Source organism: Arthrobacter sp. 260 (assembly GCF_013116745.1).
Taxonomy (GTDB): Bacteria; Actinomycetota; Actinomycetes; order Actinomycetales; family Micrococcaceae; genus Arthrobacter_D.
On sequence record NZ_JABFOE010000006.1, the window covers coordinates 165,734 to 188,559 of the forward strand.

Below are 22,826 nucleotides of genomic sequence, written 5' to 3' on the forward strand. Positions count from 1 at the left end.
CTGCACGCCTGGAAGTTGGGTTCAGCCGGCGGATGCCTGCACGGCATCGTGGAGCAACACCGCATGGACGCCCCACGTTTCATTGGCGATCTGCGTGATCCGCAGGTCGACGACGGTGCTTGCAAGGGCGAGCGCGTGGGTACGTTCCATGCCGTAGAGCTGCTGCATCCAGGTGAGCATCGCGGAGAGCGCCTCGGCCGTCGCGAGGTTTAGGTCCGCGTTGAAGCCGAAGGTGATCTTCGCCGTCGGGGTGATTGCGTGCACGGTCTGTAGCGGTGCATTGAGGACGACGTCGAGCACCAGGTCGGTGGTCATTCCGCACTCGATGGCGGTGCCGCCCACCTCGCCGTCGCCCTGGATGGCGTGGCCGTCGCCGATGCTCAGCAACGCGCCGGGGACGGTGACCGGCAGGAACAGGGTGGACCCGGCGGTAAGTTCCTTGCAGTCGATGTTGCCGCCGCCGTCGGCCCGCGGCGGGGTGGTCGCGAAGTCGCCGGGGCGGTTCGACGGGACACCAACGACGCCGAGGAACGAGTTGAGCTTCACGCTTTGCCCCAACTGGTTGCTGGCGGTGCCCTGCGGCACGTCGATGTCCCAGAGCAGCCACTGCGGGGTGCCGCCGTCGACGTCGAGCAACCGGGTGAACGCGTCATCCTTCCGCCCGGCGTTGGTGAACCCCCACGAATCCGGGGTAAGCGACACGAAGGTGACCGCCAGCATGTCCCCCGGCTTCGCCCCCGATACCGCAATAGGGCCGGTCAGGCAGTGCCCCTTCCGCTCGGTGAAGAGTTGCGCCTTGTCCTCGCCGGGAACCATTTGACGTTCCAGGTGGCCCCACGCGTCGAGGGAGCGGACCCGCACCGACTCCCCGGGGTTGACCGTCAATACCGGTAGGGCATCGCGGGAGAACACCTGGGTGGCGGTAGCCAGGCTGGGCTCAAGAAAGGGAATGGTCATGGGGTCAGCCTACGGCGCCCTGATGAGAGGCTCAGTTCTTGAGGATCCGCAGGGCCATCAGGCAGGTCGCCTGCCCCTCTAAAGTGGAGAGGGACAACTTCAACAACCCTTCGAGTTTGCCAATCCGCTGGCTCAGGGTGTTTCGGTGGATGTACAGGCTCGCGGCGGCGCGGGACGGTTGGGCATCGTGGGCGAGGAAGCATTCGAGGGTGTCGAGCAGTGCCAAGGAATGCGTCGCATCGTAGGCAACCACGGGAGCCAGGAGCCTCCGCGCGCCAGCCCTCGCTCCGTGGGTGGCGGTGGAGGCAATCAGCGCGCTGATCCCCAGTTCCGGTGCAATGGTCGGCCCCTTCGCTGCCGCCAAAAGGTCCTGGGCCTGGTAGACGCCGAGTCGCAACTCATCACTGCTCGCGCACGGACCCTTGAGCACCACGGCCTGGTCCGGCATCTCTTTCATGAACCAGGACAGCAGCGGTTCAAGGGTGTTGGTTTGCGGACCGGTCGCGTGTGGCTGCTGGGCGAACGCGAACAGCGTCCCGCCGCGCACCTGGACCCTGACGACGTCGAACGCTGACTGCAGCATGAGCCGGGTCTTCCAGGCGTCCGACAGGGTGCCGTGGCCGGTGCGCGCCGCGATGACGACCGTCGCCTCATCGTTGAGGAGCCCGGTAGACCGCACGGTCTCGGCGAACTGCTCCAGCGCAACCCCACTCCAGTCGGCCACCTGGTCCAGCAACGTCACCAACTCGGATTGCTTGGACGTGGTGGTCAGCAGCGCGGTCTGCAACTGCACGGCAATGATCGACGCTACGGGCGCCAGGAGGGTGGAAATTGGATGCTCCACCTCGGCACCCCGCACCACTAGCTGGAAGGAATCCCCTGTCCCCATCGGCAACGGAACCGTGGCATCCATCCCTGCCGATGCTGCCACCTCCAGGTCCTCCTGACTCCAGGCTGACCGTTCCGGCGACCTGGCAATGACCGTACCCACGGCGTCGGCAATCGCCACCTCGCCCCTGACCGCCGCAGCGACCGCGTCAAGGATGACGGAAAGTCTTGCCCCCGATGACGCGAGACCGGCACAGGCCTGAGCGAGCTCCCAGGACCGGGTGATCGCGGTGAAACGCTCGGACTGCAGCACATTGGTGACGTGACGGTGCACCTGAAGGAACGGGACCGACCGTGGAATCTCCAACAGCGGCAGATCGTGGTCTGCTGCAGCGCGCACCAGTCCCGGCGGGATCAGGTGGTGGGCGAACCCGGTACCGAACGCCACGGCGGCTACCTGCACTGAGACCAGCCGCTCCACATAGGCCGACCAGGTGCGGTCGTCCTCGATATTCAGGCCAATGCCGTTGGTTAGGAGGAGGACGTTTCGGCTCAGGAACGGGGTGGGATCGATGGTTTCGGCCGGGGCGCACCAGCTGATTTCCCGGGCTAGTCGCTCACTCGAACTGGGGGTATGCAGCCGGAGTTGGAGGGTGTCTTCGGAGAGCAGATCAGCAATAATCATCAAGTCTACCTGTGCAGATGCCCATCAAACCGGTTTATCCGAGGGCGGAAGTCCACTATATCGGCTACGTGGGAGGCCACTAGTGTGAAGCGCATGACTTCGCCAGCTGTGACCCCCACCACCAGCAAGCCAGCCCCCACCCTGAATTCGGATATGGGTGAGTCCCTGGGCTTGCACTCCTTCGGCAATGACCTTGCCCTGATGGACACCGTCGACGTCATCAATGTGGCGTGCGGGTTCCATGCCGGAGACCCCGACACCATGGCCGCAACAGTCTCAGCAGCTGCCGAACGGGGACTCGGCATCGGCGCCCACCCGGGGCTACCCGATCTGGTCGGTTTCGGCCGACGCGAGATGAAGCTGACCCCCGACGAGGTGGAGAACATCCTCCTCTACCAGGTGGGAGCCCTCCAGTCCTTCCTCACCGCCGCCGGCGTCACCCTCAACCACATCAAACCCCACGGGTCGCTCTACGGGATGCTGTCCAGGGACCGGCCCCTGATGACCGCCGCGGCCAAGGTTGCTGCCCTCTATGACGTGCCGTTCTACGGTCTGGCGGCTACCGAGCACCAGACGGTCTGTGACGACATGGGAGTGCAGTTCGTCAGTGAACTCTATGTGGACCTCAACTACGGCCCCGCAGGTCAACTGCTGATCCAGCGCCGCCCCGAACCCACCGACCCCGCCCAAGCTGCAACACGGGTGCGCCGTGCGGTGGCGGACGGCATCGTCGAGGCATCGGACGGCACCGAACTGCACATCGACTTCCAAAGCATCTGCGTGCACTCCGATGCACCCAACTCCCCCGACGTCGCCGCCGCCGTGCGCGCCGCCCTCTCCTAATGGCACCTACTCGTCCACCCAGCAGCCCAAAATAGGGCACCGAAAGGCCACCCATGACCGACATCATTTCCCCACTTCCCGGCATCTTCTACCGCAAGCCCGGCCCCGACAAGGAGCCCTACGCCGCCGTCGGAGATCGGATCGACGCCGGCCAGACGGTCGGCGTCGTGGAGATCATGAAGCAGTTCTCCGAAGTGCGCAGTGACGTCTCGGGGATACTCGAAAGCTTCGCCATCGAGGACTCGGGCACCGTCAACCCCGGCGACGTCATTGCGACGGTGACCGAGGGATGACCGTGGAGAAGCTGCTGGTCGCGAACCGCGGCGAAATTGCCGTCCGGATTATCCGTGCGGCCCGCGAGTTGGGTATCAAGACGGTGCTGGCGGCCAGCGAACCCGATGAAGGCTCCTACGCAGCTCAACTGGCTGACGAGGTTGCCATCATCGGACCGGCGCCGGCGGGTAAAAGTTACCTCAATGCAGAAGCGGTCCTGGAGGCGGCGTCGGCCACCGGATGCGACTCCCTGCACCCTGGCTACGGTTTCCTTTCCGAAAACGCCGGGTTCGCACGAGCCGTGGTTGACCGGGGGCTAACCTGGATCGGCCCATCCGCCGACGCCATCGAGCTCATGGGCAACAAGTCCCGTGCCCGGCAGGCAGCCAAGGCAGCAGGAGTTCCCACCCTGCGCGGCAGCGACGGGGCTCTCACACCGGACAGCGACATCCTGGGCATCGCGGAGACGGTGGGCTATCCCCTCGTGGTCAAGGCCTCAGCTGGCGGTGGCGGCCGGGGCATCCGCCTCGTCACCGCAGCTGCCGATCTTCTGTCGACCGTGGAAATCGCCCAGGCCGAAGCCCAGGCAGCTTTCGGGGACTCCACCGTGTACCTTGAGCAGTTTGTCCACCGCGCCCGGCACGTTGAGGTCCAGATCATCGGCGACGGCGCACAGGTCATCCACCTGGGCGACAGGGACTGTTCCCTGCAGCGCCGACAGCAGAAGATCGTCGAGGAAGCACCAGCCCCCGGGTTGCCCGACGACGTCAGGGCAACCATCCTGGCCTCCTCGATCGAACTAGGCCGCCAATGTCACTACAGCGGGCTGGGCACGGTCGAATTCCTCTACAACCCTGACACGCAGGAGGCAGCGTTCATCGAAATGAACACCCGCCTGCAGGTCGAGCATCCCGTGACGGAAATGATCACCGGCCTGGACCTGATCCGTGAACAGATTCTGGTGGCGCGCGACGGCGCACTCCGCCTCACCCCGGAGGACATCGCCTTCACCGGCCACGCCTTCGAGTTCCGGATCAATGCCGAGGACCCCGAAAACGGGTTCATGCCCAGCCCGGGCACCCTGGAGCGGCTGCAATGGCCGGGAGGACCGGGTGTCCGCATCGATTCAGGAGTGGTGGCCGGGTCGGCCGTGGCCCCGTTCTACGACTCGCTGCTGGCTAAGCTCATTGTCTGGGATTCCAGCAGGGACCAGGCGATGGCCCGGTCGGCCGGGGCACTCAGCGAGGTCCTCATCTCCGGGGTGAAGACCACTCTCCCCCTGCTGAAGGCGGTCCTCGCGCGGAGCGAGGTGGTCGCCGTCGAGCACCACTCCAAATTCATCGAAACCACACCCGACCTGTTAGGAGCTAGTGCATGAGTGAAACAGCCCTTCACCTAGACGCGGCCCGTTATACCTGGGGAGGAGACGAATTCCTCTTCGTCGAAATTGCCGAGGGCATGAGCCTCGCCGCCAACTTCAAAGCCAACGCGATGGCTGCCGCGCTCGGGTCCCGGGACCTCTCGGGAATCACCGACATCTGCCCGGCCAACGCGTCCCTGTTGATCCGCTTCAACCCGGATGACCTCCCGCCCAGCGCCCTCGAGGAGGCTGTCCGCGGCGTCGAGGCCGAGGTGGCGCAGATGTCACAGCACACTCTCCAGACCCGCATCATCGAGGTGCCGGTCTGGTACGACGATCCGTATACCCGGGAAACCGGTGTCCGTTTCCGCTCGGGACACCAGCGTCCGGAGGGCAATGACCTCGATTTCGCGGCCGAGGAGAACAATCTGGCGTCCCCGGCCGAGTTCATCAGCCGCCACCACGAGTCGCCGTGGCTGGTGTCGATGGTCGGTTTCGTGGCCGGCCTGCCCTTCATGTTCCAGATCGTGCCGCAAGAGAAACAGCTCGAGGTCCCCAAGTATCTGAGCCCCCGCACCGATACTCCCGCCCTGACCGTCGGCCACGGCGGCTGCTTTGCCTGCATCTACTCGGTCCGCGGCGCCGGCGGGTACCAGATGTTCGGGATCGCCGCGGCCCCGATCTTCGATCCTGCCCAGCGGCTTTCGGACTTCGACGACTTCATGATCTTCTTCAAACCCGGGGACATTGTGAAGTTCAAGCCGGTTGACGAAGCCGAATACCGCGAGATCCAGGAGCTCGTGGCTGACGGGTCCTTCACCTACCGGCAGGCGCCCGTGGTGTTCGACCTTGAGCGGGCCCTGGCCCACCCCACCGAATACAACCAGGAGATCATGGAGCACCTCAATGGCCATTAGGATCACTGAACCCGGGCTTGCCACGACGGTCCAGGACACGGGCCGTCCCGGCTACTACCACGTCGGCATCCCCCAGGGCGGGTCAATGGACCAGCTGTCGGCGGAGATGGCCAACGCCCTCGCCGGCAACACGCCGGCTGAAGCCGTCCTGGAGTGCACCTACATCGGTCCCCGGTTCACCACCGACGCCGACGCCGTCATCGCCGTCGCCGGCGCCCCCGTTGATGTGCTTGTCAACGGGACGCCCCGGGAACAGTGGACCCGGCTTGAGCTGGCCGTCGGCGACGAGGTGTCCTTCGGGATGATCAGGGCCGGAACCCGCTACTACATCGCTGTGCAGGGCGGAATCGACGTCCCGGTGGTGCTGGGCAGCCGTTCCACCTACGCGTTGGGCGCCATGGGCGGATTCGAGGGGCGCACCCTCAAGGCAAGTGACACCCTGGACGTCGGGACGGCCGGGTCGGAACGCCACGCGTCGGCCGCTGACTTCATCGACGAGTCCCTCCGTCCCACCTTCGCCAAGCAGATCACGGTGCGGGTCATGCCCGGCCTGTACGACCATCGGCTGACCGAGGAGGGGCTGGATACGCTGTTTAGCGCCACGTGGCAGCTGACGCCCGTCGCGGACCGGACGGGTCTGCGGTATGCCGGCCCGTCCGTGTCCTGGAAGCCGAGGGTTCAGCCGTTCGGCGCAGGATCCGATCCGTCGAACATCGTCGACGCCGGCTACGCGATCGGCTCCATCCAGATTCCTGGCGGCAAGGAACCCATCGTGCTCCACCGCGATGCAGTCTCCGGCGGCGGCTACGCCATGGTGGCCACCGTCATCAGCTCTGACATGGATCTGCTGGCCCGCAGCGCTCCGGGCACCCAGACAACCTTCACACCGGTCACCATGGAAGAGGCCCTCGCTGCCCGCGCTGAGGGGAAGCAGATCAGGTCCCGAATCTGGGGGTCAGCTGGCCAGTGAACGCTGTGACTCGTCGAGAGGGGACGCTGCGCTGCTTTCCCTGATGAAGAGCTCCGGGGTCATCCTGACCGACTCGACCTGCTCGCCGTTGATGACCCGTCGCAGCATCAGCATCGCCTGACGGCCGATCTGGAACATCGGCGAGTGCACCGAGGAGAGCGGGATGGGCAGCTGCGGCGCGAGGGAAGTGTCATTGAAGCCGACGACGGCGATGTCCTGGCCCACGGTCAGGCCGTGGGCGCGGAAAGTTCCCATGGCTCCGATCGCCGCGAAGTCGTTGACCGCGAAGACCGCCGTCGGCGCAGGTCCGGGCTGCCCCACGATGGTTTCCGCTGCCTCCCTGCCGCCCTCCGTGTCGAAACGGGACCAGATCACTGAGCTGTCTGGAAGGTTGCCGCCGAGATCCCGCCAGCGCTGCCGGAACCCGGCGGTGCGGTCCAGGGCAGTGCTCGCATAGGGTTCTCCAGCGATGAGGGAAACACGGCGGTGGCCTGCCTGCCAGAGGTGGTCGGCCACCAGTTCCCCACCAACGACGTCATCGCAGGTTGCCGAGGGGAACCCCGGGTGCCGTCGGTTCATCAGCACGAACGGGATGTGCCGGGCACGAAGGTCCGGTAACAGGTCACTGCCGGCGTGCACGTCGCCGAGGATCAGCCCATCCACCCGGCGGGCCAGCATGATCTCGGCTTTTCGGCGCTGCTCATCGGTGCTGTCGTGCGAATTCATCACGAAGGTCGAGTAGTTACTCTCGGCTGCCGCTTCCTCGATGCCCTCGTACATGGTGGCCAGCACAATGTCGGAGAGCCGCGGCACGATCACGCCGAGGGCCCTGGTGCGGCGGGTCCTGAGGCTCTTGGCCTGGGGATCCGGCGAATACCCGCGCTCGCGGGCCAGGTCCCGCACTTTCTGGGCTGTGACTGACGACGCGGCACCCTTGGCGACATCTGACGTTGAATGCAACACCCTGGACACTGTCGAGGGGTGAATGCCCAGCTCGCTGGCAAGGTCCTTCAGCGTGACTGGCGCACGTCCTGATCCTGATCTATTCATGAAGCTCCCCCTCCGTCCTGCCCTTGCGTGATGGGTCGATTGTTTCAGACGTGAAAACTTTTGCCCGACCTCTTGACGAGACTCAGATCACATCCTAGTCTTTTTCTGATCGCAACCCAAACGATTGGGTTGCATGTCCAGCAGGACAGATACGTCAGCTACTGGGGCCAATCAACACCGGATGCGAGTCCTGACCGGACCTGAATTGCCACCTACCCAAACGATTGTGTAAAGGCGTGTCGAACGAGATGGAGGTGATCATGAACGCTGGCGAGGAACAGTACGTGGTGCTGCTGGCTACCGGTGGCACCATTGCTTCCCGTAATTCTGCAGCAGCCGGCGGCGCGACAGTCGCCGAGGACTCCGGCGAGGTGCTGCTGCAGAGTACGGGGTACGGATCGATCCCGGTCAAGGTGGTCGATGTGATGCGGAAGGGCTCCTACCGGCTCACCTTCCCGGACATGCTGGACATCTGTTCCGAGGTCAAAACCGCGCTGCGCGACCCGCTGGTGGTGGGCGTCGTCGTCACCCACGGGACCGACACCACCGAGGAAACCTCCTACCTCGCCGATCTGCTCCACAACGACTGGCGACCCGTGGTTTTCACCGGCGCCCAGTACGCCGCCGATCACCCCACCCCTGATGGTCCCGATAACCTGCGGCGCGCCATCGCCGTCGCTACCTCCCGTGATGCTGGCGGTCGGGGCGCCCTGGTCAGCTTCGCCGGGCAGATCTTCCATTCGGCGGGCGTGCGGAAGGTTCATACCACCGCCCATGCGGCCTTCGACAGTCCCGACAGCATCCCGGCTGGCAGCGTCACCGCCACCGGCGTCGTGTCGATGGACTCCCGCCCGGGCCGCTTCGACCCCCTGCCCGCCCCCCAGACAGGCGAAGATGTCGGTTTCCCCCGAACCGACGTCGTCGCCTCCTACCCCGGTGCCGATGCAGTGATGATCGAGGCTGCACTGGCGGCGGGGGCAGCAGGAATCGTGCTGGAGGCCACGGGGATCGGCAACGCCAACCCGGTCATATGCGCGGCGGTCGCGGAGGCGACGGCCGGAGGCGCCGTCGTCGTCACCAGTACGCGGGTCCATGCCGGACCTGTGGTGCCGGTCTATGGTACGGGCGGCGGGAAGGACCTTCTCGCCGCGGGGGCGATCCCGTCCGGGCTCCTCCGCCCCGGGCAGGCGAGGATTCTGCTGCAACTGCTTCTCAGCCTCGGGATGACCCGCCCCCTTATCGAACAACATTTCCACCGGCGGGGCCTCCTGGTCCCGCCGGAGAAAGACACCCCGACCGCTTTGACCCCATCGAAAGGTTGACCCATGACAAAGAACATACAGATTGCATTCGGCGTAGACGTCGACGCCGTTGCCGGCATGCTCGGCTCCTACGGCGGCGAGGACTCCCCCTGCGACATCTCGCGCGGGCTGTTCAGCGGTGAGGTGGGAGGTCCCCGCATTCTCCGGCTTTTCGAAAAGTACAACCTTCCCTCCACCTGGTTCATCCCGGGACACTCACTGGAGACGTTTCCTGAACTGACCCGGATGGTGGTGGAGGCAGGTCACGAGATCGGGGTTCACGGCTACTCCCACGAAAACCCGATTGCGATGACCCGTGAGCAGGAAACGGCCATCCTTGACCGGTCGATCGAACTCATTGAGCAGGTCTCAGGGAAGCGCCCCACCGGGTATGTGGCGCCGTGGTGGGAGTTCTCAACCATCACCAACGAGATCCTGCTGGAGCGGGGCATCAAGTACGACCACTCCCTGATGCACAACGACTTCGAGCCGTACTACGTACGGGTGGGCGACAGCTGGACGAAGATCGATTACAGCAAGCCCGCCGAGGCGTGGATGAAACCTCTGGTTCGCGGCCATGAAACGGACCTGGTGGAGATCCCAGCCAACTGGTACCTGGACGATCTGCCTCCCATGATGTTCATCAAGGCGGCGCCCAACTCGCACGGATTCGTCAATCCCCGCGACATCGAGCAGATGTGGAAGGACCAGTTCGACTGGGTGTACCAGGAAATGGACGACGCCGTCTTCACCATGACCATCCACCCCGACGTGTCGGGCCGCCCCCAGGTCCTCCTCATGCTCGAGCGCCTCATCCAGCACTTCAACTCGCACGACGGCGTCACCTGGCGGACCTTCGACCAGATCGCCGACAAGTTCCTGTCCGACAATCCCAGAAAGGAAGCCAACTCATGAAGGCTCCGGCACTCATCGACCTGTCCACGCCCACCGCTGACGAAAAACGCGCGCTGCCCATCTTCAGCAAGAAAAATACCAACACGGCAATGATCCTGGCCCTGCTCGCATGGACCATCGCGGTCTTTGACTACGGCTTGTTCGGCACCCTGCTTCCCGCCATGCAGGAGGAATTCGGCTGGACCGAGACCGAGGCCTACGCGATCAACACCTGGATTGCTGTCGGCACGGCGATCGTCTGCTTCGGCATCGGACCGGTGATCGACCGGCTCGGCCGCCGCAAGGGAATGATGCTCACGGTGGGTGGCACCGCCGTCGTCTCAGCGCTCACCTCAGTGATTCCTGCCGGCCTCGGTTTCATCAGCAACGCCATGCTCGTGGTGGTTCGTTCCTTCGGCGGACTGGGATTCTCCGAGCAGGCAGTCAACGCCACCTACATGAACGAAGTTTTCCAGGTCACCGAGGATGAAAAGAAGCGCAAGCGTCCCGGCTTCTACTACTCCTTCGTCCAGGGCGGCTGGCCGCTGGGATTCCTGCTTGCAGCAGCCCTTGCCTTCGCCTTCCTGCCAGCACTCGGCTGGCGTGCCCTGTACATCATGGCGGCCATCCCCGCGGCGGTCATCGTGTACCTGATCGCCAAGAAGCTCAAGGAAACTCCTCAGTTTGAACTGCACGAGAAGCTGACCCAGCTGGAGAAATCCGGCGATGTCGACGAAGCCCACGCACTCGCCGGCTCCTTCGGTGTCCAGCACTCCTCGACTGCTCCCCTGAAGCGCATCTGGGAACCACAGCTGCGGCGCAATACGATCGTCTTCTCGCTCGCCTGGATCGTGAACTTCTTCGGCATCATGGTCTTCAGCATCCTGGGTTCCTCAGTGCTGGTGAACTCCCGCGGAGTGGAACTGTCCGATGCCTTCTGGATGCTGATCGTCATCAACGCACTGGCTTACTTCGGCTATGTCTTCCACGGCTGGTTCGGCGATGTCATTGGCCGGAAGAAGACCATCATTATCGGCTGGATCATCTCGGGTATTTCCTTCTCGGTGATGCTCAGCCCCATCGCTTCCACCCCCTTCCTCATCATCCTCACCTACGGCGTCGGACTCTTCTTCCTGGTGGGACCCTACGCGGCCATCCAGTACTTCATGGCCGAGTGCTACCCGGTCAGCTGCCGGGCCACCGGGTTGGCGTTCATTGGAGCGATGAGCCAGCCGGGCATCATCCTCGGCGGAGCGTTGTTCACCGTCGTGACCGCTGCAGCAGGGACCACTGCTGCGGCTCTGTGGGTGGGCGCCCTCGGCACCCTGGTTTCCGGGTTGCTGATGATGATGGCGAAGCCCATCCCCAAGGAGCTGCTGGAGGACCCGAGTGTCTGAGTCCCCTGTAGCCATCATTACCGGCGCTGCGAGTGGTATTGGACGAGCTCTCGCCGTCCACTACGCGCAGCGCGGGGTCCGCTCGGTCATCGGCACCTTTTCCGGCGATCCGCACGACCCGGAGGAGACCCTCCGCCTGGTCGAGCGGGCCGGAGGCCAGGCCGTCATCCAGGAAGTGGACGTCAGGAACACCGAGTCGGTGGAAACCTTCGCAGATCGGGCGCTCAATGATTTTGGGCGGCTCGACTACGCGGTAGCCAACGCAGGCGTCCTGCGCAATGCTTCCCTGGATGAGCTCACCGACTCTCGCTGGAACGACATGCTCGACGTCGATCTAACCGGCGTGCTGCGGACCCTGCGGGCCGGCTCCACCCGTATGGACGAGGGCGGCGCGATGGTCGCCGTCTCGTCCATCGCGGGTGGAGTCTACGGCTGGGAGGAGCATGCGCACTACGCGGCCGCCAAAGCGGGAATTCTTGGTCTGGTCAGGAGTGTCGCCGTCGAACTGGGTCCCCGCGGAATCCGGGCCAATGTGGTAATTCCCGGGCTTATCGAAACCCCTCAGTCCCTGGATCCGGTGAACTCATTGGGGCCGGACGGCCTGGAGCGCGCGGGCCAGGACATCCCGTGGGGTCGCGTGGGCCGACCTGAGGAGGTCGCCAGTGTGATTGGGTTCCTCACCTCAGCCGACGCCGCCTACGTGACCGGGCAGTCGCTGATTGTCGACGGCGGCCTCACCGTCAAGATGAAGGCATGAGCACCGCGCGGACCGTCGTCGTCACCGGCGGCGGAAGCGGCATCGGGGCGGCGATCGCCGAGGCCTTCCGGGAGACCGGTTCGCGGGTGGTGGTGCTGGATCGGACGCCCTCACCCCACTCGATCACCGTTGATGTGGGCGACGAGGCCAGCGTGGTGGCCGGCTTCGCCGCGGCACGGGCAGAGCTGGGCAGGATCGACGTCTTGGTCAACAGTGCGGGACTGCTCACGGAATCACCGCTCCAGGACATGTCGCTGGCCCGGTGGCAGGAGACCATCACGGTCGATCTGACGGGGGTTTTCCTCTGCTGCCGTGAGGTGGTCGCCGAGATGCGTGAGAACAAGTGGGGACGGATCATCAACATTTCGTCCCAGCTGGGCATCAAGGGCGGCACCGGCCTCAGCCATTACAGTGCGGCGAAGGCGGGCCTGATCGGTATGACCAAGTCCCTCGCTCTCGAGGTGGCTGGTGACAACGTGCTGGTCAACTGCATTGCGCCGGGACCGATCGAAACGCCGCTGGTAGAGGGAATCTCCGAGGCCTGGAAGGCGGCCAAACGGAAGGAGCTGCCGCTGGGGCGTTTTGGCACACCGGCGGAGGTTGCTCCCGTCGCTTTGCTGCTTGCCAGCGATCCCGGCGGCAACCTCTTCGTCGGCCAGACGCTGGGGCCCAACTCCGGTGACGTGATGCAGTGATAATTCCCCGTATCTCTCTCGCAAGTGCAATGAGAGGCCAGTAAATGTGCGGCGCCTGCGGACGGACGGTCACTGCCGATGAGGTGCTCGGCCCAGTCAGCACCCTTCGCCACCGGCTGATCGCGGCGCAAACCATCAACGCCCTCTGCCACGGCCTGCCAGGTATCCCCAGCGTTCAAGCTGCTGGGGATACCTGGCTGGTTCGCGGAGTGACCGGCGCCGTCACCCAATGCGCCACGGTCAATGACGTATGGCTGACCCTCCTGCAGGACCCCGCGGTGCTGCCTCACTCGGACAGACTGCGGCAGCGGCTACGGGCCCGGCTTCTGAACGAAACCGGCGTCGCCTTGAACGTCGTCGCCGCCGGGCTTCAGCTGAGCGACATGCCTACTCCGCTTTAGCCCTCTGGCCTGCGCCAGTTAGTTGGCGAAGACATCCTGCAGCTTGTCCTCGGGAGTCCAGAGACCCAACGATTCGCCGCCGTTGTTCAGCAACGACGCCGTCCCGCCGTTGTAGTAGGCCTCCGGGGTGTTGGTTCCGGGACCGGTGTAGACCCGCAGTTCGGCACCTGCATCGAGCACATATCCGTCACCGACGGTGAGGATGTTGTTGGCGGCGTCCCGAAGGAGATACCCGCTCACGTCAATGCTCCTGGTGATCGCATTGCGCAGCAGGACATGCTCGCCGGTTTCGGGCTGGACGTCGTCGCCGGCCGGGTTGTTCACCGAGTCGACAATTTCCACGCCGCTGCCGGGAAACACCGGCGCCCCCTTGAGATACCGGACGTTCTGGATAGGGAAGTCGGTGGTGACGGCGTCGACTCCCAGGTCGATCGACGCCTGGACCGCCTCAGGCGAGTTCACCGTGTAGACGCCGAGCACCAGACCTCCCGCCTTGACGTCGCTGACATTCTGCGGCGTCAGGACACGGTAGTTGGTCCCCACGGAATCGGCGAAGGTAGCCCAGGAGGCCAGCACTGCGGGGCCCGGCACCACCCCGGCCAGCTGTTGGAGTTCAATGTCCGGTGCAATCCCGGCGAACGTCCGGTTGGAACCTTCATCAAACCCGAGGACCTGCACCTTGTCAGCTGCGACGAGGCGCTGCCAGGTCTTGTCGGTGCGCAGTTCGTCGGCCACCAGCTGCTCGATGCCCGGCGAGTTCACCGGCGACTTGATTTCGATGTAGACACCGGTCTTGGTGGTGGCGACCTTCGCCGCGTCGTCGAGGTGCGGAATGCGTTCACCGACGAACTGGTCGTCGAAGTAGGAACCGGCGTCGAGCTGCTGCAGCTCGGCCCAGGTGAAGGAGGTAATCGGGTCGGTGGCGCGGTCCGGAAAGACGTCCTCGACATTGGTGGTGCGCGCCGGGGTGTCATCGTGGAAGAGGAACGGCACACCGTCGGAGCTGAGCTGGACATCGATTTCAAAGAAATCGGCGCCGGATTTACGGCCGTCCTTGAACGCGGCAACAGTGTTCTCCGGCGCGGTTCCGGCCGCGCCGCGATGCCCGATAAGGATAGGTGGTGCGTCGTCCTGTGCCGGAGCCGCAGGAGCCTGGACAGGAGCCTGCGCCGACGCGGCGGGCGCTGCCAGGAGGGTGAGGCCCACCGCCGCGGCGGCTGTGCCGGTGAGGGTCTTGGCGAAACGGGATGCCATAGAAGATGTTCCCTTCGTTGTGGTGGGGCGAGATCCCCTCCTCCACAGACGCTGCCTCACCAGGACATCCCGGACATCAATACCGGGTAAACGGAGCGTGAAAGCTCGCCGCGGCTACTCTGCCGCGTACCGGTCCACAAAGTTCCGCAGGATGGCAGACGGCCATTCCACCCGGGAGGCTCGGGCGCGGGCCATGTAGTCCTCGGCCTCTTCGGGCGGGAAATACCCTGCATTGCGGTACACGTCGATGCGCTGCACCAGCCCGTCGACGTCGAGTTCTGGATGAAACTGGGTGGCATACAGGTTCTCGCGGATGCGGAACATCTGGACCGGGCAGCTGGCCGAGGAGGCCAGCAGTACCGCCCCCACCGGCAGGGTGGTGCAAGCCTCCTTGTGGCCCACGAAGGCATCGAACGACGCCGGGACGCCTGACAGCAGCGGATCTTCCGCGCCGGCGGGGGTTACGGTGATCGACGCCGGCCCAATCGGTTCGGCGAAGGTCCTGTCGATGAGCGCCCCCTGGTGCCGGCCGAGCGTCCCGACGCCATAGCAGGCGCCCAGGAACGGGAAGTCGGCCGCGACCACCCGGTCCAGCAACTCCCCAATCTCGCGTTCCACCCGCCGCTGCACGCCGGATTTATCCTCCTCGGGATCGGAGGAGTTAAAAGGGCTGCCGCCCACGATGATCCCGGAATAGTGGTTCAGGTCGAGGTGCGGGATCGGACCGGATTCGGCCCGGACGCGGTGCAGCTGATCCGGTGCGAGTCCGCCGAAGCGCTGGAACGCCTGGTACTCGCCGTCGGCGGCGGCGTCCTCGGCACGGGTGGCTAGCAACAGAAACGGTTTCACCTGTCGAGACTACTGCCCGTCAGCCACGATAGTGGCGCCACCGCACAAAAGCGGTGGGGCAACCCCGTCGCTGCGGGGTACCCACTTTCCCGGAACCCTGAAGTCTCCTGCCTGATAATGGAGTCATGGCCTCCCCCATCGAGCACCTCGACGTCGCCATCATCGGCGCCGGACTCTCGGGGATCGGTGCCGCACACCGGCTGCGGACCGAATGCCCAGGCAAGACGTTCGCCCTGTTTGAAGCGCGAGCTGCGATCGGCGGCACCTGGGACCTGTTCCGCTACCCGGGCGTGCGCTCCGACTCCGACATGTACACCCTCAGCTATCCCTGGCGGCCCTGGACGGCCCCGGATGCCATCGCGAACGGCTCCTCGATCCTGGGCTACCTGCGGGACGAGGTCCGCGAGTCCGACCTGACCCGGCACATCCGATTCAACACCCGGCTGGTGAGCGCCGACTTTTCGTCATTGACCGGCCGCTGGACCCTGCAGCTGGAGAAAACGCAACCTGAAGGCTCGACCGTCCAGACACTCACCTGCTCGTTCCTCTACGCCTGCACCGGGTACTACAACTACTCCCACGGCCACCAACCCGACTTCCCCGGCCTCGAGTCCTTCACCGGCGCCGTCGTCCACCCCCAGTTCTGGCCCGCGGACCTCGACTACACCGGCAAGCAGGTGGTGGTGATCGGCAGCGGTGCAACCGCCGTCACCCTCGTTCCGGCCCTTGCCGACGACGCCGCCCACGTCACGATGCTGCAGCGGTCGCCGTCGTACGTGGTGTCGGTGGGCCAGCGGGACGGGTTCGCCGACACGCTCCGCCGCCTCCTGCCCGCAGCGCTGGCGCACCGGCTGGCTCGTGCCCGCAACGTAGTGGTGCCGCTGGCGTTCTACCAGCTGTGCAAACGGGCGCCGCGGCCGGCGAAGGCGTTCCTGCGCGGGCAGGCCCGCTCCCTGCTCGACGACGATCAGCAGGTCCGCGACCACTTCACCCCCGCCTACAACCCGTGGGAGCAGCGCCTCTGCGTCGCGCCCGGCGGCGACTTCTACCGCACCCTGGCCTCCGACAAGGCGTCAGTGGTGACCGACCGGATCGAGCACTTCACACCGCAGGGGATTGTGCTCGCGTCCGGTCGGGAACTCGCGGCGGACGTCGTGGTCACCGCGACCGGCCTGTCCCTGCAGCCACTCGGCGGCGCCGAGCTAAGCGTCGACGGCGCGGCAGCGGACCTGGGTGACGCGTGGGTCTACCGGGGTGTCCTGGTGACGGGGATCCCGAACCTGGGCTATTGCGTGGGGTACACGAACGCGTCGTGGACGCTGCGCTCGGACCTCAGCTCACGGTACGTCTGCCGGCTGCTGAAGCATATGGATCGGAAGGGGTACACGGTGGCCGTCCCGGTGCCGGAGCCGGGCATGGTGAGCCGGCCCCTGCTGGATCTCTCGTCCGGATATATGAAGCGGTCCGCGGAGGTGTTCCATCGGCAGGGCATTGGTCGGCCGTGGACGGTCGGGACGAATTACCTGCTGGATGTCCCTGAGGCGCTACTGGGCGACGTCGGCGCGAACATGGCGTTCGACGTCGTGCCCGCGCCCGTGGCTGCAGCCGGGGCTAGGAAAGTGGCGTAGCTACACGGCTGACACCAGAAAAGTGGTCTAGCTGCACGGAAGTGGTTGCCTCTCCACTGGTCTGCACGTCCAGCACTTTCCTGCCATAGGTGCGGTGCGCCTGCCAGGAGTAGCCACGCGGCGGTGAGGCATGCGGCCCACACTAGTGGGACGCACGCCGAAAGGGACCCGCTACTCGGCCTTCGCGGCCGTCCGCAGCAATTCGAGCCGCAGTGCGCGGGCCGTTTCCATGTGTTGCCGGGCGATCTGCCGGGCGTCGTCCGCCCGCTGATCGACGACTGCCTTCACCAGAGCCTCGTGCTCATCGAGAGCATCCTCCCACCGATTGCCCACCGACAGGGTGGACCGAGGGGTATGGATGAGGTGGGTGGAGAGCCGTTCGAGCAGGTCCTGCAGCACCCGGTTGTGAGATGCGGAGCAGACGGCGGTGTGGAATTCGAGGTTGCAGCGGATCCGGGTCAGGTCGTCCGGTGAATCAAGTTCGCGATCCCGCTCCACCAGTCCTTCGAGACGCATGATGTCCGAGACTGTGCGGCTGATGGCAGCCTGCCCGGCGGCCTCCTGCTCCAGCATGACCCGCAGGTCGTAGATCTGGATGACTTCCTGGGGATCGATTTGGGGCACCTGCAGCCCCCGAGCGGCGCGCTCCAGCAGCCGCTCGTGCTGCAGCCGGCTGAGCGCTTCGCGAATGGGGGTCCGGGAAACGCCAAACCGCTCCGAGAGCCCCACCTCACGCAGTGGCGTCCCGGGAGGGTGAATTCCCGCCAGAATCTCGCTACGCAGCACCCGGAAGATTACTCCGCCATCTACGCGTCCCGTCGAATCAGCCAGATCAGACACGTATCGCCAACTCAGACAATTGCTGCTCCTCTAGACGGGCGCCGGACAGTAGGCACCCTACTACTGTAGGTCCGCTTGGGCTATGCGAGGTTGCCCGCACGCCGACCAAAGACCATTCCGGCCGCCAAGCCTGTCCCGCCGGGGTAGTTTTCACTGAACAGACCGCCGAGCATCTCGCCGCAGACGAACAACCCCGGGATGGGTGTGCCGTCGGCGGTTAGCACCCTGCCGTGGGTGTCGGACTTCAGGCCACCGAAGGTGAAGGTGATGCCGCAGGTGACCGCGAAGGCGTAAAAGGGCCCGTTCTCCAGGGGTGCCGCCCAGTTGCTCTTCGGCGGGTCCACCCGTGCGGCGCGACCGTCGAGCACGTTCGGATCCCAGACGATGTCGCGGTCGATCGAGTCGTTGAAAGTGGTGACCGTCTCGACCAGCGCTGCCGGCTCCACCCCGATCTTCGCTGCGAGTTCCTCGAGGGTATCGGCTGATTCCACCGAGATCCCCGGCATATCGTATTCCTCGCTGCGGAGCAGTGGCCGGTGGTCGGCGTCGAACACCTGATAGGCGATGGAGCCGGGCTGCTTGAGGATTTCCCGGCCGTACTTGGCGTAGGTGAGGTTGCGGAAATCGGCACCCTCATCGAGGAACCGCTTCCCGTCACGGTTCACGATAATTCCCAAGGGGTACCCGCCACGGGTCAACCGGTTGGTGAGTTCACGGTTGCTCTCATTCCAGGGGGTGAAGGCGTCCCACTGCACGCTGTGGCAGGTGCTCCAGTCGCCCCCAGGCACCGCTCCGACGTCGAGCGCTGCCTGCAGGAGGGCGCCGTCGTTGTACGGGGTGCCGCGCACCTTGGCGTTCTCCCAGCCCTCGCCGAGGTGCTTGCGGCGCAGTTCGGGGTTCGTTTCAAAGCCGCCAGCGGCCAGTACCACCGATTCCGCACGGATCTCGCCGGTGCTGCCATCGGTCAGGCTGTAGGTCACCCCAACGGTTGCGCCATTCTCGACGATGAGCCCGGTGGTGGTGTGTCCGTAGCGGACGTCGATGCCGAGGGTCTTGGCGACCGCGGTGTGGTCCGCCATCAGCCCTTCGCCGCCGCCGACATTGCCGACGTGAAGACCGCCCCAGAACAGGTAGCTGCCGTCCTCGCGGACGTAAGCCTGGCGTTCGTACATCAGGCGGTATTTCAGGCCGAGGCCGCTGAGCCAGCGGACCGTGTCCTGACTCTCCGCTACGAGGACTTCGGTGAGCTCGGGATCGTTCTTGCCGTTGGTGACCTTGCGGAGATCCGCGGCGTATTCCTCGGCCGTGTAGGCAGGCACTTCAGTAACGGCATGCCGGTCATCGGGTTCGATGAAGTCGGAGACGTCGTCCAGGCCACCGTGGATGATGCGGGTGGCACCGGCTGTGTAGTAGCTGTTTCCCCCGGCGAGATCCTCAGTGCCGCGCTCCAGCAGAATGACCGACCGGCCACGCTGCGCCGCTGCATGCGCCGCCGAGAATCCGGCATTGCCGCCACCAATAACGACGACGTCTGTCTGCTGAGCATTCCTGGCTTCGTCCATGTCCTGCCTCCTAAAGAAGTATGTGTATCCCATTGTATACAGTGGGATACACATACTTCAAGAGCAGACGATCAGCTCTTTGGAGGCTTGACGGCGACTACCGGCACATCGGCATCCATGATGATCCGCTGCGCGGTGCTGCCCAGGATGAACTTCCCCATCGCGGACCGATGCCGTGTCCCGATCACGATCATCTTCGCTGAATGCTGCTCTGCTGCTTCGAGCACCTCGGCATCCGCGTCATTGCCGCGCATCGGTCGTTCGATCTCGACTGCCACTCCGGCAGCCGTGGCCCGCGCTTCGAGCGCGGTCAGTTGCTCGTCCGACGCAAGCGCTGGATCCGCGAGGGCCGCCCCACGGGACGAGTTCACGATCACCAGTTTGCAGTGATGCGCCACGGCTTCAGCAAGGGCGAAGTCGAAGGCGGCATCAGCCGACGGGTTGTGGGCGTGGGCTAGAACAATACTCATGGAACGGCCTCTCGGATACGTCGGTGGAGCGGGTCAGACGGCGATCTGGCGCAGCACGTACTGCAGGATGCCGCCGTTGCGGTAGTACTCGGCTTCGCCCGGGGTGTCGATCCGCAGGACGGCCTCGAAGGTGATCGGCGCGCCGCCACCTTCAGGGGTCGCAGTCACGGTGACGGTCTTCGGGGTGGTGCCGTTGTTCAGTTCGGTCACGCCGGATACCGCGAAGGTCTCGGTACCGGTGAGGCCCAGCGACTCGGCGTTTTCACCCTTCGGGAACTGCAGGGGAAGCACACCCATCCCGATGAGGTTGGAGCGGTGGATCCGCTCGTAGCTCTCGGTGATGACTGCCCGGACACCCAGCAGCGCGGTGCCCTTGGCGGCCCAGTCACGGGATGAACCGGAACCGTATTCCTTGCCCGCCAGGATCACCAGCGGGGTGCCGGCTGCCTGGTAGTTCATCGCGGCGTCGTAGACGGCAGCCTGGGGCGCGTCGGTCTGGCTGAAGTCCCTGGTGAAGCCGCCCTCGACGTCCTCGAGGAGCTGGTTGCGGATCCGGATGTTCGCGAAGGTGCCGCGGATCATCACCTCATGGTTTCCACGACGGGAGCCGAAGGAGTTGAAGTCCTTGCGTTCCACACCGTGCTCCAGCAGGTAACGGCCCGCGGGGGTGTCGGACTTGAACGAGCCTGCAGGTGAGATGTGGTCGGTGGTGACCGAGTCTCCCAGCTTCAGCAGGACGCGCGCACCCTCGATGTCGGTGACGGGCTCCGGCTCAGCCTTCATGCCTTCGAAGTACGGAGGCTTCCGCACGTAAGTGGAATTGGGATCCCACTCGAAGGTGTCGCCTGCCGGGGTGGGCAGTGACTGCCAGCGCTCGTCACCATCGAAGATGGTGTTGTAGCTGGTCTGGAACATCTCCTTGTCGATGGACTCGTCGATGATCTTCTGCACCTCAACCGGGTTCGGCCAGATGTCCTTGAGGAAGACGTCGTTGCCGTCGTCGTCCTGGCCCAGCGGATCGGACGCGAAGTCGAAGTCCATGGTGCCGGCCAGTGCGTAGGCAACCACCAGGGGCGGGGAGGCCAGGTAGTTCATCTTGACGTCAGGGTTGATCCGGCCCTCAAAGTTACGGTTACCGGACAGGACCGCGGTGACCGCGAGGTCGGCGTCGTGGATGGCCTGGGTGATCTCCTCGTCGAGGGGACCGGAGTTACCGATGCAGGTGGCGCAACCGTAACCGACCACGAAGAAGCCCAGCTTCTCCAGGTACGGGATCAGCCCCGACTTCTCGTAGTAGTCGGTGACAACCTTCGAACCCGGGGCGACGGAGGTCTTGACCCAGGCCTTGGAGGCGAGGCCCTTCTCGACGGCGTTGCGGGCCAGCACTGCTGCAGCCATCATCACCGACGGGTTGGACGTGTTGGTGCAGGAGGTGATCGAGGCGATGGTGACCGCACCGTGATCGAGTGTGAAGTTGCGGCCGTCAGCGGTCGTGACCTCCACGGGGCTGGAGTCGCGGTTCGCGTCGGTCTCGGTGACCGTCTCGTGCGGGTGGTCGTCGATCTTGGTGTCGGCTTCGACTGACGAGGGTGGGTCGGAGGCGGGGAAGGACTCTTCGAGTGCTTCGTCGACCGTCGCGCCCTCCTCTTCGACGGAGCGGTGCACGTAGTTCTCCAGGTCCTTGCGGAACTGTGGCTTGGCGTTGGTCAGCTCGACGCGGTCCTGCGGACGCTTCGGGCCGGCGATCGAGGAGACAACCGTCGAAAGATCCAGTTCCAGGTACTCGGAGAACAGGATTTCCTTGCTCGGATCGTGCCACATGCCCTGCGCCTTGGCGTAGGCCTCGACCAGTGCCAGGTTCTCCTCCGGGCGGCCAGTGAGCCGCAGGTAGTCCATGGTGACTTCGTCGATGGGGAACATGGCAGCGGTGGAGCCGAATTCGGGGCTCATGTTGCCGATGGTCGCGCGGTTCGCCAGGGGCACAGCGCTGACGCCTTCGCCGTAAAACTCGACGAACTTGCCGACCACACCGTGCTTACGCAGCTTCTCGGTGATCGTGAGAACGACGTCGGTCGCGGTGGCGCCGGCAGGGATCTCGCCGGTGAGCTTGAAGCCCACCACGCGGGGGATCAGCATCGAGACGGGCTGGCCCAACATGGCAGCCTCGGCTTCGATGCCGCCCACGCCCCAGCCCAGGACGCCGAGCCCGTTGACCATGGTGGTGTGGGAGTCGGTGCCGACGCAGGTGTCGGGGTAGGCCTGCAGCACGGTGCTGTCGCCGGTGGTGACCTCGCGGGTCATCACGGTGCGGGCCAGGTACTCAAGGTTGACCTGGTGCACGATGCCCATTCCGGGAGGAACCACCAGGAAGTCATCGAACGCGGTCTGGCCCCAGCGCAGGAACTGGTACCGCTCGCCATTGCGCTGGTACTCAATCTCGATGTTGCGTTCCAGGGCGCCGGCGTTGCCAGCGAAGTCGATCTGCACCGAGTGGTCAATGACCAGCTCGGCCGGTGCCAGTGGGTTGACCCGCTTGGGGTCGCCACCGAGCTCCACGACTGCCTCACGCATGGTAGCGAGGTCGACGACGCAGGGCACACCGGTGAAGTCCTGCATGATGACGCGGCCGGGGGTGAACTGGATTTCGGTGTCCGGCTCGGCCTCCGGGTCCCAGCTGGCCAGGGCGCGGACGTGGTCCGCGGTGATATTGGCACCGTCTTCGGTGCGGAGCAGGTTCTCAAGCAGAACCTTGAGGCTGTAGGGGAGCTTCTCTGAGCCCTCCACAGCGTCGAGGCGGAAGATCTGATATTCAGCCCCCGCCACCTCGAGTACATCTTTGGAGCCGAACGTGTCGACAGCAGTCATTGCAGGTATCCCTTCGCGGATCGAATAAGC

At 64.9% G+C, this 22,826-nt stretch carries 21 protein-coding genes; 12 read left to right on the plus strand and 9 right to left on the minus strand.

Annotated elements, in window-relative coordinates; genetic code table 11:
- Window positions 1–21 precede the first annotated feature (21 nt).
- Window positions 22–957 carry an acetamidase/formamidase family protein gene (locus HMI57_RS09065; protein WP_171585623.1) on the minus strand — a complete coding sequence of 312 codons (936 nt, stop codon included), beginning with the start codon at window positions 955–957 and terminating at the stop codon, window positions 22–24.
- Window positions 958–988: 31 nt separating this feature from the next.
- Window positions 989–2,470, minus strand: a complete 1,482-nt coding sequence (locus HMI57_RS09070; RefSeq protein WP_171585624.1) for a PucR family transcriptional regulator — start codon at window positions 2,468–2,470, stop codon at window positions 989–991.
- Window positions 2,471–2,563: 93 nt separating this feature from the next.
- On the opposite strand from HMI57_RS09070, the gene pxpA reads away from it, so the two are divergent.
- Genes pxpA through HMI57_RS09095 form a run of 5 tightly spaced genes read left to right on the plus strand, consistent with a single transcriptional unit; the run spans window position 2,564 to window position 6,833 of the window.
- Window positions 2,564–3,313, plus strand: a complete 750-nt coding sequence (gene pxpA / locus HMI57_RS09075) for a 5-oxoprolinase subunit PxpA (protein WP_228721012.1) — start codon at window positions 2,564–2,566, stop codon at window positions 3,311–3,313.
- 53 nt (window positions 3,314–3,366) lie between these two features.
- Window positions 3,367–3,606 (plus strand): acetyl-CoA carboxylase, encoded by a 240-nt coding sequence (locus HMI57_RS09080; RefSeq protein WP_171585625.1) that lies wholly within the window; start codon window positions 3,367–3,369, stop codon window positions 3,604–3,606.
- Window positions 3,603–4,964 carry a biotin carboxylase N-terminal domain-containing protein gene (locus HMI57_RS09085; RefSeq protein ID WP_171585626.1) on the plus strand — a complete coding sequence of 454 codons (1,362 nt, stop codon included), beginning with the start codon at window positions 3,603–3,605 and terminating at the stop codon, window positions 4,962–4,964. Before HMI57_RS09080 ends, HMI57_RS09085 begins: the two co-directional genes overlap by 4 nt.
- Window positions 4,961–5,863, plus strand: coding sequence for an allophanate hydrolase subunit 1 (locus HMI57_RS09090; protein ID WP_171585627.1), 903 nt, complete (start codon window positions 4,961–4,963; stop codon window positions 5,861–5,863). The genes HMI57_RS09085 and HMI57_RS09090 overlap by 4 nt, the downstream gene beginning before the upstream one ends.
- On the plus strand, window positions 5,853–6,833 hold the full coding sequence (locus HMI57_RS09095; protein ID WP_171585628.1) for a biotin-dependent carboxyltransferase family protein: 981 nt from the start codon (window positions 5,853–5,855) through the stop codon (window positions 6,831–6,833). The genes HMI57_RS09090 and HMI57_RS09095 overlap by 11 nt, the downstream gene beginning before the upstream one ends.
- On the opposite strand, the gene HMI57_RS09100 is transcribed toward HMI57_RS09095, so the two are convergent.
- The gene (locus tag HMI57_RS09100) at window positions 6,819–7,883 is read right to left on the minus strand and encodes a LacI family DNA-binding transcriptional regulator (RefSeq protein ID WP_171585629.1); all 1,065 of its coding nucleotides are present in this window, start codon (window positions 7,881–7,883) and stop codon (window positions 6,819–6,821) included. The genes HMI57_RS09095 and HMI57_RS09100 overlap by 15 nt on opposite strands.
- 236 nt (window positions 7,884–8,119) lie before the next feature.
- On the opposite strand from HMI57_RS09100, the gene HMI57_RS09105 reads away from it, so the two are divergent.
- From HMI57_RS09105 to HMI57_RS09130, 6 genes are read left to right on the plus strand one after another with little or no spacing between them, the layout of a single operon-like run.
- Window positions 8,120–9,205 carry an asparaginase gene (locus HMI57_RS09105; protein ID WP_346655174.1) on the plus strand — a complete coding sequence of 362 codons (1,086 nt, stop codon included), beginning with the start codon at window positions 8,120–8,122 and terminating at the stop codon, window positions 9,203–9,205.
- 3 nt (window positions 9,206–9,208) lie between these two features.
- Window positions 9,209–10,099: a polysaccharide deacetylase gene (locus tag HMI57_RS09110; protein ID WP_026551726.1), complete on the plus strand. Its 891-nt coding sequence runs from the start codon at window positions 9,209–9,211 to the stop codon at window positions 10,097–10,099.
- Window positions 10,096–11,475 carry an MFS transporter gene (locus HMI57_RS09115; protein WP_171585630.1) on the plus strand — a complete coding sequence of 460 codons (1,380 nt, stop codon included), beginning with the start codon at window positions 10,096–10,098 and terminating at the stop codon, window positions 11,473–11,475. The genes HMI57_RS09110 and HMI57_RS09115 overlap by 4 nt, the downstream gene beginning before the upstream one ends.
- Window positions 11,468–12,232: an SDR family oxidoreductase gene (locus HMI57_RS09120; RefSeq protein ID WP_171585631.1), complete on the plus strand. Its 765-nt coding sequence runs from the start codon at window positions 11,468–11,470 to the stop codon at window positions 12,230–12,232. Before HMI57_RS09115 ends, HMI57_RS09120 begins: the two co-directional genes overlap by 8 nt.
- The gene (locus tag HMI57_RS09125; protein WP_171585632.1) at window positions 12,229–12,927 is read left to right on the plus strand and encodes an SDR family NAD(P)-dependent oxidoreductase; all 699 of its coding nucleotides are present in this window, start codon (window positions 12,229–12,231) and stop codon (window positions 12,925–12,927) included. The genes HMI57_RS09120 and HMI57_RS09125 overlap by 4 nt, the downstream gene beginning before the upstream one ends.
- 44 nt (window positions 12,928–12,971) lie before the next feature.
- On the plus strand, window positions 12,972–13,328 hold the full coding sequence (locus tag HMI57_RS09130; protein ID WP_171585633.1) for a hypothetical protein: 357 nt from the start codon (window positions 12,972–12,974) through the stop codon (window positions 13,326–13,328).
- 18 nt (window positions 13,329–13,346) lie between these two features.
- Here HMI57_RS09130 and HMI57_RS09135 read toward each other — a convergent pair whose 3' ends face one another.
- Both HMI57_RS09135 and HMI57_RS09140 read right to left on the minus strand, forming a co-directional pair.
- Entirely contained in the window at window positions 13,347–14,582 is a 1,236-nt protein-coding gene (locus HMI57_RS09135) for a glycerophosphodiester phosphodiesterase family protein (protein ID WP_171585634.1), read from the minus strand.
- A 114-nt stretch (window positions 14,583–14,696) separates the two neighbouring features.
- The gene (locus tag HMI57_RS09140; RefSeq protein ID WP_171585635.1) at window positions 14,697–15,431 is read right to left on the minus strand and encodes a glutamine amidotransferase; all 735 of its coding nucleotides are present in this window, start codon (window positions 15,429–15,431) and stop codon (window positions 14,697–14,699) included.
- Window positions 15,432–15,556: 125 nt separating this feature from the next.
- Here HMI57_RS09140 and HMI57_RS09145 point away from each other — a divergent pair, with 125 nt between their 5' ends.
- Window positions 15,557–17,059, plus strand: a complete 1,503-nt coding sequence (locus HMI57_RS09145) for an NAD(P)/FAD-dependent oxidoreductase (protein WP_171585636.1) — start codon at window positions 15,557–15,559, stop codon at window positions 17,057–17,059.
- 171 nt (window positions 17,060–17,230) lie between these two features.
- Here the strand turns inward: HMI57_RS09145 and HMI57_RS09150 are convergent, their stop codons facing one another.
- The 4 genes from HMI57_RS09150 to HMI57_RS09165 form a co-directional block, all read right to left on the minus strand.
- Complete coding sequence (locus HMI57_RS09150) at window positions 17,231–17,899, minus strand: FCD domain-containing protein (protein ID WP_171585637.1); 669 nt, start codon at window positions 17,897–17,899, stop codon at window positions 17,231–17,233.
- Window positions 17,900–17,979: 80 nt separating this feature from the next.
- On the minus strand, window positions 17,980–19,461 hold the full coding sequence (tcuA, locus tag HMI57_RS09155) for an FAD-dependent tricarballylate dehydrogenase TcuA (RefSeq protein ID WP_171585638.1): 1,482 nt from the start codon (window positions 19,459–19,461) through the stop codon (window positions 17,980–17,982).
- A 71-nt stretch (window positions 19,462–19,532) separates the two neighbouring features.
- Window positions 19,533–19,931, minus strand: a complete 399-nt coding sequence (locus HMI57_RS09160; protein WP_171585639.1) for a universal stress protein — start codon at window positions 19,929–19,931, stop codon at window positions 19,533–19,535.
- A gap of 33 nt (window positions 19,932–19,964) precedes the next feature.
- Window positions 19,965–22,796, minus strand: coding sequence for an aconitate hydratase (locus HMI57_RS09165; RefSeq protein WP_171585640.1), 2,832 nt, complete (start codon window positions 22,794–22,796; stop codon window positions 19,965–19,967).
- Between the last annotated feature and the right edge of the window lie 30 nt (window positions 22,797–22,826).